This window comes from Aestuariivirga sp., from assembly GCF_037139295.1.
Classification (GTDB): Bacteria; Pseudomonadota; Alphaproteobacteria; order Rhizobiales; family Aestuariivirgaceae; genus Aestuariivirga.
In genome coordinates, this window is sequence record NZ_JBAXGR010000013.1 from 46,574 (window position 1) to 57,058 (window position 10,485).

Sequence of the window (10,485 nt, forward strand, 5' to 3'; positions counted from 1 at the left end):
CTTTCCGCCGAAGGAGTGCCGCCATGCTCAACCTCGATCCGCGCCTCTATGTCGATCCCGCCGTGCTGCCGCGCGAGCGTATCGATATTTTCGCCAAAACCTGGCAGATGCTGGGGCCTGCAGCCCAGGTGGCCGAGCGCGGGCAGTATGTCGCCGCCGACATTGCCGGCATCAAGGTCTTTGCCATCAGGGGTCGTGACGGTGAACTCCGCGCCTTCCGCAATGTCTGCCGCCACCGCGGCGCGCAATTGCTGGAGGAGGGCACGGGCCGCTGCGCCACTATCCGCTGCCCCTATCACCAGTGGGTCTTCGCCGATGACGGCCACCTCATCAATGCGCCATGGTTTGGCGAGGAGCCCGGCTTCGATCCCGTGGACTGGCCGCTGGAGCCGATCCACGTCGCCACCTGGCGCGGTCTGCTCTTCGTCGCCATCGACCCGCAGGAAGATCTCGTCTCGCAGCTCGGTGACCTCGTCGCCGAGCTTGCCGATGAACCGATCGAAACCTACCAGTCGGTCCGCACTGAAACGGTGAATTTCGACGCCAACTGGAAGATCTACACTGACAATTTCGTTGAGGGATACCACATCCCCGGCATCCACCCGAAGTTCTTCGCCGCCATCGACTTCGAACAGTTCAAGACCACGGCCCACAAGGGCTTCATCCGCATGACGGCCCCCCCACGCGAGGGCCTGTTCTATCGGGGCAAGTGGCTGTGGATGTGGCCTAACTGGACGCTCTCGTTGTTCGAGGGCGGCATGAACACCTCGCGCATCAATCCCATCGGCACCAAGCGCACCGAGCAGCTCTATCACTTCTATTTTGCCGATCTGGCGCCCGAACTCGACGAGAAGCGCAGCGACACCATCGCCCGCAACCTCGCCGTGGTCCGCGAAGACTTCGAAATCTGTGCCAAGACCCACAATAATTACGAAGCCGGCAACTACAGCGCCGGTCCGCTGTCACCCCGCCATGAGCAGGGGGTGCGGTATTTCCAGGACAAGGTGAAGGAGAGCCTGGGGGTCTGAGCCCAGCATCCGGTTCTCTCTCATCATGGCCGGTCTTGACCCGGCCATCCTCTTTCAAGGTCGCCCAAAAAAGATGCCCGAGTGAAGCCCGGGCATGATGGGATGAGTGGTTGATAGGTCTTAAGCCAGCACTTCCACCGACACCGGCCTTGAATCCGCCCCCAGCCGGTAGACCACCGGCACACCTGTATCCAGTTCACGCTTCAGGATCTGCTCCGGCGTCAGCCCCTCGATTGCCATGATCAGTGAACGGATGGAATTGCCGTGCGCTGCCACCAGCACGTGTTTGCCGGAAAGGACGTCCGGCTGGATATGTTTCATGTAATAGGGCAACGCGCGGGCCAGTGTGTCCTTCAGGCTCTCGCCGCCGGGAGGCGGCACGTCATAGGAACGGCGCCAGATGTGCACCTGTTCCTCACCCCACTTCGCGCGCGCGTCGTCCTTGTTCAGGCCGGTCAGGTCGCCATAATCGCGTTCGTTCAGCGCCTGGTCCTTTACCGTCGCAAGGCCCTGCTGGCCCAGTTCTTCGAGCATGATCTTCAGCGTGCGCTGGGCGCGGCCGAGCGCGCTGGTGTAGGCGATATCGAAGTGGAACCCCTTGGCCTTCAACTTCCTGCCCGCCGCATGGGCTTCGGCCACGCCCTGTTCAGTCAGGTCGGGGTCCTTCCAGCCGGTGAACAGGTTCTTGAGGTTCCATTCGCTCTGTCCATGGCGGACGAGCACGAGAAGACGGTCCATGCTTACTCCAATCCCAAAACGTCGATCATCGAATAGAGGCCGGGCTTCTTGTCGAAGGCCCAGAGTGCCGCGCGAACCGCACCTCGCGCGAAGATGTCACGGCTCTCGGCCTTGTGAGTGAGTTCGATGCGCTCGGCAGCACCCGCAAACATCACCGTATGCTCGCCCACCACGGAACCACCGCGCAGCGTGGCAAAGCCGATGTCGCCCACCGGCCTTGCACCCGTATGCCCGTCGCGCGAACGCACCGAGCGTTCCTTGAGGTCGATGCCGCGACCAGCGGCAGCCGCCTGGCCGAGCAGCAGGGCAGTCCCCGATGGCGCGTCGATCTTGTGCTTGTGGTGCATCTCCAGCACCTCGATGTCGAAGTCCTCGCCCAGCGCGGCCGCCACCTTTCTCACCATCACGGCGAGCAGGTTCACGCCCAGGCTCATGTTGCCGGACTTTACGACGCGCGCATGGCGTGCCGCCGCCTTGATTTTGGCTTCGCCTGCCTCGTCGATGCCGGTGGTGCCGATCACGTGCACGATGCGGGCCTGCGCGGAAAGCTCAACCAGCGCCAGCGTCGCCTTCGGCACGGTGAAGTCGATGATGCCGTCGACATGGGTGAGCAGCGCGATCGGGTCGTCAGTGATCGCCACATCAAGCCGCCCCACACCCGCAAGTTCGCCCATGTCGGCACCCACATGCGGCGAACCCTTCGGTTCCAGCCCGCCTGCAACTTCGGCCCCCGGCGTCTCGTTGATGATGCGCGTCAGCACCCGGCCCATGCGGCCCGCTGCTCCGGCAATGGCAATCTTCATGTCGGTCACCCCTCGTTGGGTCCGGCTTTAGCAACGGACCCCGGTGATGGAAAGCACCTAGACGCCCTCGACGAGCACGATGTTGGCGATGCCCGCTCCCTCGCGCTTCTTCTTCGCCGCCTGGTATTCTGGCGAATTGTAGCAGTCGACGGCCGCCTGGAGGCTCGGGAACTCGATCACCACGTTGCGCGGATGGCCGGGGCCTTCCAGCTGCTGGAAGCTGCCGCCACGGGCCAGGATGTTGGCGCCATATTTCTGAAAGGCCTCACGCGTCCCGCTCGCATAGTGCTGGTACTGCTCCGGGTCGGTGACCGTGACATGGGCGATCCAGTATCCCTTCGGCATTCTCTCAACTCCTTGATTTCAGCAGCACTATAGCGCGGGAGGCGACAGCCCGAAAATATTCTTTCAGGGCTCCCAAGAATCCGCCCAATCGCGGCGTCTAACTCCCCGAAACACATGAGTGAAACCGACGAGGCACTGGCCCAGAGGGCTGGACGGGGTGACAGGCCGGCGCTGCAGCGCCTGCTGGAGCGCCACCATGACACGGCCTTCCGCTTCTCCTACCGCCTGCTCGGCTCGAGGGCCGATGCCCAGGACGTGGCACAGGAGGTCTGCATCAGGCTTGTGGATCGGATCGGCTCTTTCCGGGGCGAGAGCCGCTTCTCCACCTGGCTCTACCAGCTGGTGCTCAACGCCTGTCACGACCACAGGCGGCGACAGGGCAGGGTGAGAGAGTTGCAACAGGGCTTCGCGCTGGCTGTGGCGGGGCACCGGGCGGACTGGGCCGACAGCGACATGAAGGTGCGCTGGCTCTACAGGGCGCTGGACCATTTGAAGCCCGACCTGAAGGAAACGGCACTCCTCATCCTTGCCGAGGAGGTTACCCAAGAAGACGCAGCCACGATCCTTTGCATCAGTGCGGGGACCGTAGCCTGGCGCATGAGCGAGGTGAAGAAGCGCCTGCGGGCAATGGCGGATCATGACGATGAACGAGTTTGACGACCTCAAGAAGCTATTCCGCGACGAGGTGCTGCCGCGTCCGGATGAAGGAGCACGCGCGACCGCCATCTCCGCGGCCATGTCTCATGCGGAAAAAATCTCGGATACGTTCCAAGAAGCCGGCATCGCCAAGCGTCTCAGGAACCGGATGGCCAACATCTGGAACCGGAGAACACACATGCGCAGCTTCACCCGCAACCACGCCCTCGTTTACGGCGGAAGCCTTGCCGCACTCACCCTGCTGGTGGTGGCAAGCCCCGCTTTCCTGCAGATGATGAAGGAGGGGCAGACCGGGCTGCCTGAGTGGAAGAACGAAACCATCATCACAAGGACCTCGAACGAGAATGCCCAGCAGATCGCGCCCAATGGGGTCGCGCCGAAGGACGCACTGCATAAAACGGCACAGCTTCCGCCCCGATCGGCTCCCGCGAAGCTTCCGACCAGTCAGCTCGAGTCGCTTCTGAACAAATCAACGGATGGCGTGCCAGACCTGACGTCACAGATTGCGCCTGCCAAGGCCATAACGGGCATCATGTCGTCCGAGCCCGAAGCGGACAGCACTGTCTATGCACCGCCGCCACCTGCACTGGAAGCGGGCCGCGACCGTTTCACCGACATCACGGCAAATCCGGTGAAGCAGGTGGCGACAGATCCGCTCTCCACCTTCTCGCTCGATGTCGACACGGCCTCCTACAGCTTCGTGCGGCGGTCGCTGATGCAGAACGTGCTGCCGCCGAAGGATGCGGTGCGGGTGGAGGAGATGGTCAATTACTTCCCATATGACTATGCGGGTCCGAAAGACCGCGCCGAGCCCTTCAAGGCGAACGTCAGCCTCATGCAGACGCCATGGAATGCCGATACCAAGCTCATGCGCATCGGCATCAGGGGCTTCTCACTCGACGGCCTGACCAAGCCCCATTCCAACCTCGTCTTACTCATTGATACCTCGGGGTCGATGGAAGAGCCTGACAAGCTGCCGCTGCTGCTCAACTCTTTCCGCTTGCTCCTTGATACGCTGGGCCCTGAAGATACAGTTTCCATCGTCACCTATGCCGGCAGTGCGGGCACGGTGCTGGAGCCAACGAAGGCCTCCGAGAAGACGAAGATCCTCGCGGCGCTGGACAGCCTATCTGCTGGCGGGTCGACGGCGGGTGCGCAGGGCATACGCCAGGCTTACAACCTCGCTGAACAACACTTCGACAAGGCAGGCGTCAACCGCGTCATCCTTGCCACCGACGGCGACTTCAACGTCGGCATCTCGGACCCGCGCGAGCTGCAGGATTTCGTGGAGCGGAAGCGCCAGTCCGGTGTCTATCTGTCCGTCCTCGGCTTCGGCGAGGGCAACTACAATGACGAGCTGATGCAGACGTTGGCGCAGAACGGCAACGGCAATGCGGCCTACATCGATAGCCTCAGCGAAGCCCGCAAGGTGTTGGTCGACGAGGCCACGTCCACGCTCTTCCCCATCGCCAACGACGTAAAGATCCAGGTCGAGTTCAACCCCGCCGCCGTCTCCGAATATCGTCTCATCGGCTACGAGACCCGGCTTCTGAACAAGGACGACTTCAACAACGATCACGTGGATGCAGGGGACATCGGCGCAAGCCACACCGTCACCGCGCTTTACGAGGTGACGCCGAAGGGCTCCAAAGGCCAGCTCGTCGATCCGCTGCGCTATGGCACGGCGGAGCAGCCGGGCAGCACCGCCGGCGACTATGCCTTCGTCAAGATCCGCTACAAGCTGCCGGGTGAGGACAAGAGCCACCTGATCACCGAGCCTGTCACCGCAGCTGACGAGATGCCCGATGCGGAAGCGAATTTCGCAGCCGCCGTTGCCGCTTTCGGCCAGCTCCTGCGGGGGGCGGAGTTCACAAAAGCGTATGGCTATGACGATGTGATCGCGCTCGCTACGGCCAATCGCGGACCCGACCCTTATGGCTACCGTGCCGAATTCATCAACCTGGTGCGCCTCGCGAAGTCGGCGAGGGCGATGCAGTAGCGGCTTGATTTCAGATGACTAAGGCCGCCGTCCGGTCTGGACGGCGGCTTCCGACTGCCCTAACCATGGGCGATGGACGCGGCGGCCAATACCAACACGCTCAGAAAGCGCATCTGGACCCTCTATGAGGGCAACGTGCCGGCTGGCCATCGCTTCCGCTACGCGCTCCTCATCTTCGATCTCGCAACCGTCGCCTTCATCATTGCCACCTCCTTCCTGCAGTGGCAGGGCACCAAGTATGTCGACGTGGCACTGGGCGTGCTGTTGCTGTTCGATTTCGCGGCGCGGCTGTTCATCGCCAAGCGGCCTTGGCGCATGGTGTTCAGCTTCTATGGCCTCATCGACATCGTTGTGATCATCGCCATGCTGGCGCCGATCGGCGGCGAGGGGCTGGGCTTCCTGCGCGTCGCCCGGGTGTTCCGGCTGTTGCGCTCCTACACGATGGTGAGGCGCCTCCGGCAGGACTTCCCGTGGTTCAGGAGGCATGAGCAGCTCATCGGCTCGGCTCTCAACCTCGGGATATTCGTCTTCGTAATGACGGCGCTGGTCTATGAGACCCAGCATCATTCCAACGCCGACATCAATGACTATGCCGACGCCCTCTATTTCACGGTGACGGCGCTCACCACCACGGGCTTCGGTGACGTGGTGCTGACTGGCACCGGCGGGCGTTTGCTGGCGGTCGTCATCATGATTTTCGGGATTTCGCTTTTCCTGCGGCTCGTCCAGGTGATGCTGCGGCCGGACAAGGTGTTCTTCAAATGCCCCGATTGCGGCCTCACCCGGCATGACCGGGATGCCGTCCACTGCAAGGCTTGTGGCCGGCTCCTCAATATTCCCGACGAGGGCGAGGTCTAGCCCCGCCCAGGCGTCACATTTGCAGCCGATTTACAGCCCTGCATTGACAGCTTTGCCGCAGCGGAACATTACAGGATTGAAAGCCACGGTTTGGCCTATCTTTGGTGGCCAATGACGAGGGAAGCGGCCACGGTGGCTTTCCGGATTGCCTGCGGCAAGCTGCGGTGGCACATGTTTGGTCTGAATGGGGTCAGTGGAACAGGAAGACGTTGCGGCGCCTTGTGAAGATAAGCGCTTACAGCTTGATGTCGGTCTTGGCCGTTCTGCTGGTTCTCGCCGTTGGCGTCTATGTCCGCCTGGCGCAGGGGCCGGTGCAACTGGATTTTCTGCGCTCGACAGTACAGAACAAGATCAACCAGAGCCTCCCGAGCATGTCCGTCACGGTCGGCGGGGTGACGCTGCAGCGAACCGGCTCGGGCGGCGTTCCGCATGTGCTGCTCGACAATCTGCGGCTGGAGGACAAGCAGGGCACCTACCTCGCCAGCGCGCCTCATGCCTCCCTGGGGATCGATGAGGCGGCTCTTTTCTCCGGCCGCGTGGTGCCCACCTCCATCACACTCATCGGGCCAAGAATCCGCGCCCGCCGGGATCTCGACGGCAGCTTTGCGCTGGGTTTCGACGAACCCACGCCTGAAAACGAATCCGTCACCATCGATGCGGGTGATGGCGGAAAGTCCGACCTGCAGCCGGGCTCGGGGAGTTCCGCCCCACCCAAGTTCAGCAGCTCGGGAACCGCCCTGATTGACCTGGTCAGTGGCGGTTCGCGTGCGGCGGGCATGGGCTCGATCGACGCCATCAACATCAACCGTGCCAACATCAATTTCTATGACGAGGCCAATGACGCGAGCTGGAACATCCGTGACGCCGACCTGGCCTTTACCCGCCAGCCGGACGGTTTCCGGGTGGAGGCGAACGCCGCAGTCATGAACGGCGACCTGAGTGAGGGGAGCTGGACCGCGGGTGGCAGCGCCACCTACCGGCGCGACACCCACTCCTTCCTCGTCAGCGCCCATGTGACGGATGTGTCGCCGGCCAAGATCTCGGACCAGGTCTATGCCTTTTCGAAACTCGCCCGCGTCGACGTTCCACTGTCGGGCCGGGTGGATATGGAGATGACCGACACCGGCCTTGTCACCCGCGCGGTGGGCGAGTTCACGGCGGCGGCGGGCGTCGTGGAGCTTCCGGAATATCTGGCGGGCAAGCTCAACGTCGACGAAGGCTCGCTGCGCGCCGAATATGACCCTGCCACGGGCAGCATCGCCATCACCGATTCCACGCTGCTCATCGGCAGCTCGCATGCCCAGATGACGGGCCGCCTCTCGCCGGAGCGCACCGCCGATGGTCGTCTCACCGCCATCGATATCTCGCTCGGCGCGCGCAATGCGGCAATCGACGCTCAAGGCTCGATCAAGAACCCGGTGGCGATCGACCAGGTGCTGTTCCAGGGCCGCGCCGGGATCGAGGAGGCGCGCCTCGACATTGGTGACCTCCGGATCATCTCCGGCAACGCTGTGGTGCGCCTGACGGGAGCCATCGCCGGCGGCAATGAGTCGCCTGCCATCTCGATGGGCGGACGCATCCAGCAGATGCCGGCTGCCTTGCTCAAGCGCCTCTGGCCACCGATCATTGCCGAGAAGACCCGCAACTTCGTCAATGAGAACGTCAAGGACGGCATCATCACCGATGGCGATTTCAAGGTTGTGCTGCAGGCAGATGCGATGGCCCAGGCCAAGCGCGTGCGCAAGCTGCCGCCGGGCTCGATCATCATGAACATGAAGATGGAGGGCGTCACCAGCGGCTATTTCAAGAAATTGCCGCCGCTCATCAACGCCTCGGGTGAGGCGCATCTGGTCGACAATGATTTTTCGCTCAAGATCGACGGCGCCGACGTTGTGCTTCCCTCTGGCGCAAAGGGCCGCCTCGCCTCTGGCACCATGTCCGCCAAGAGCATTCTCGCCCTCGAGACCATGTCGGACTTCGACCTCGATATTGCCGCGGGCGCGCAGGCTCTCATCGAGTATCTCGACCAGCCGGACCTCAACCTCATCCGCCACACTGGCCTCGACACCTCGAATCTCCAGGGCGACGCGACGATGAAGGTCCATCTGTCCTTCCCCATGATCAAGCCGCTCCCGCCGGAGCGTGTGAAGGTCGCTGCCGTGGCAAGGCTCGTCAACGCCTCGCTCAAGGATGCGCTGCCAGGCGTCGACGTGACCGACGGCAAGATCGATGTGGCGATGGAGAATGGCATGCTCACCGCCAAGGGACCCGCCAAGATTGCGGGCATCCCCTCCGAGATTGCCTGGCAGCGAGGTCCGGCACCGGAGTTCCTCCAGTCGGCCGTGCTGAAAACTAGGCTCGATGGCGAGCAGCGCCGTAAGCTGGGGATTGACCTCGGAACCTTCGTCAGGGGCCCCGTCGCCGTCACAGCCACGATTGACAATCTCGCCGACCCGCAGGGCAGGGTGGACCTCACGGCTGATCTTGGTGAGGTTGACATGCGCATCCAGCAGATCGGCTGGTCGCGGCCGGCAATCCCCAAGACGACGGCCAAGATGACCTTCTACAGCAAGGGCGACAAGGGACCGCGCGTCGAGGACCTTGAGATCAAGGGCAAGGGCCTGTCGATCAAGGGCAGCATGCTGCTTGCTCCCAAGCGCCAGGGCCTGCGCTCGGCCACCTTCACCGAAATGAAGCTCTCCGATGAGAACCGCTTCGCTGCCAAGGTGACGGTCACCGACAGCGTGATGGATGTGCAGGTCACGGGTGACAGCTTCGACGCGCGTCCGCTCATCCGCGGCCTGTTCGGCAACCAGAACCGGGACGAAGCCGCCCAGGCGGCGGAAGAGGCCAAGGCCAATTCTGGCCGCACTGTAAAGATCGTCCTCTCGATCGGCCGCATCTATGCCAACTTGGGCGAGATCATCACCAGCGTTACCGGCAACCTCACCTCGCAATCCTCCCGCCTCACCGCGGCGGAAATCAACGGCACTTTCCTCAGTGGCCAGCCCATCGTCTTCCGGGTAACACCGGTTGACGGCGGTCGCGAGATGCGGATCAACGGGCGTGACGGCGGCGCTGCGATCCGTGCCGCCAATCTCTATTCCAAGGTGGCGGGCGGCCAGATCGAGTTCTATGCGCTGCTTAATCGTGATGGCACCTCGGTGCGCAACGGCAAGCTGATTTTGCGCGACTTCGAGGTGCGCAACGAGGCCGCCCTGGCTGAGCTCGATGCCCGCGGCAAGCCGAAGCGCGACGCCCCCCGGCGCGACGGCCCACGCCGCGATGCGCTGAGTTTCAAGAAGCTCACCTTGCCCTTCACCTCCGACAGTCGCTTCATCTGCATCGGCGAGGCTTTGGTGCGCGGGCCCGAGCTCGGCGCCAGCGCGGCTGGCCTCATCCGCAAGTCGGACGGTGCCATCGACATTGCCGGCACGATCACCCCTGCCTATGCGCTCAATGCCGCACTGGGCGACATCCCGCTGCTCGGCGACATCATCACCGGCGGCAAGGGGCAGGGCATCATTGGCGTTACCTTCGCCATGGGGGGTACGGTAGACAAGCCGGACTTCCAGATGAACCCGGTCTCTGCGGTGGCGCCCGGATTCCTGCGGAAGTTCTTTGAATACAGCAGCCGCTGCGAGCCGATGAAGCCGGTGAAGAAGACCGGCAAGGGTGCCGAGGAGCCGGTAGTCCCCGGCCAGTAGATTGCGTGGGGTGCATCGAGCTCCGCGTAAGCAGCCCGGCTGCCCGCCTTACACTTTTTCGTGAGAGCCAACCCGGCCGTTTTGAAAGAGCACGGGCTTTTTTTCGACATGCCCGGACTGCTGCACCGCGCAATTGTCCGTTCCTGAATGTTTGCAGCTTTAACGCCCCCAAAGGCTCGCGGACGCGCCCCTCCCATATAACGAAAGAATCTAGAACGAAATAACTTTGGGTGGATACTCCACAATTCGGCACTATTCACTCGCGCAATCCTCATGTTAAGAAACTCTCTGTTGCTTCACTAGTGTCCGGTTAAAAACCGAATAAATTCAATTGCTTGTCGTTGGTGGGT

General features: G+C 62.6%; 8 protein-coding genes. 5 read left to right on the forward strand and 3 right to left on the reverse strand.

All coding sequences use genetic code 11. The features are described 5' to 3' along the window. The first annotated feature begins 23 nt into the window (after nucleotides 1–23). On the forward strand, nucleotides 24–1,028 hold the full coding sequence (locus WCJ41_RS06110) for an aromatic ring-hydroxylating dioxygenase subunit alpha (RefSeq protein ID WP_336904953.1): 1,005 nt from the start codon (nucleotides 24–26) through the stop codon (nucleotides 1,026–1,028). 120 nt (nucleotides 1,029–1,148) lie between these two features. On the opposite strand, the gene WCJ41_RS06115 is transcribed toward WCJ41_RS06110, so the two are convergent. From WCJ41_RS06115 to WCJ41_RS06125, 3 genes are read right to left on the reverse strand one after another with little or no spacing between them, the layout of a single operon-like run. Further along, nucleotides 1,149–1,766 (reverse strand): 2,3-bisphosphoglycerate-dependent phosphoglycerate mutase, encoded by a 618-nt coding sequence (locus WCJ41_RS06115; protein WP_336904954.1) that lies wholly within the window; start codon nucleotides 1,764–1,766, stop codon nucleotides 1,149–1,151. 2 nt (nucleotides 1,767–1,768) lie between these two features. Then, nucleotides 1,769–2,578 carry a 4-hydroxy-tetrahydrodipicolinate reductase gene (dapB, locus tag WCJ41_RS06120; protein ID WP_336904955.1) on the reverse strand — a complete coding sequence of 270 codons (810 nt, stop codon included), beginning with the start codon at nucleotides 2,576–2,578 and terminating at the stop codon, nucleotides 1,769–1,771. A 48-nt stretch (nucleotides 2,579–2,626) separates the two neighbouring features. Then, nucleotides 2,627–2,914, reverse strand: a complete 288-nt coding sequence (locus WCJ41_RS06125; protein ID WP_336904956.1) for a DUF1330 domain-containing protein — start codon at nucleotides 2,912–2,914, stop codon at nucleotides 2,627–2,629. A 114-nt stretch (nucleotides 2,915–3,028) separates the two neighbouring features. Between WCJ41_RS06125 and WCJ41_RS06130 the strand changes: the two genes are divergently transcribed. The 4 genes from WCJ41_RS06130 (at nucleotide 3,029) to WCJ41_RS06145 (ending at nucleotide 10,135) form a co-directional block, all read left to right on the forward strand. Next, nucleotides 3,029–3,571, forward strand: a complete 543-nt coding sequence (locus tag WCJ41_RS06130; RefSeq protein WP_336904957.1) for an RNA polymerase sigma factor — start codon at nucleotides 3,029–3,031, stop codon at nucleotides 3,569–3,571. Next, the gene (locus tag WCJ41_RS06135) at nucleotides 3,558–5,570 is read left to right on the forward strand and encodes a VWA domain-containing protein (RefSeq protein WP_336904958.1); all 2,013 of its coding nucleotides are present in this window, start codon (nucleotides 3,558–3,560) and stop codon (nucleotides 5,568–5,570) included. Before WCJ41_RS06130 ends, WCJ41_RS06135 begins: the two co-directional genes overlap by 14 nt. Before the next feature lie 72 nt (nucleotides 5,571–5,642). Continuing rightward, on the forward strand, nucleotides 5,643–6,428 hold the full coding sequence (locus WCJ41_RS06140; RefSeq protein WP_336904959.1) for an ion channel: 786 nt from the start codon (nucleotides 5,643–5,645) through the stop codon (nucleotides 6,426–6,428). Nucleotides 6,429–6,682: 254 nt separating this feature from the next. Next, the gene (locus WCJ41_RS06145; protein ID WP_336904960.1) at nucleotides 6,683–10,135 is read left to right on the forward strand and encodes a DUF3971 domain-containing protein; all 3,453 of its coding nucleotides are present in this window, start codon (nucleotides 6,683–6,685) and stop codon (nucleotides 10,133–10,135) included. Nucleotides 10,136–10,485 lie beyond the last annotated feature (350 nt).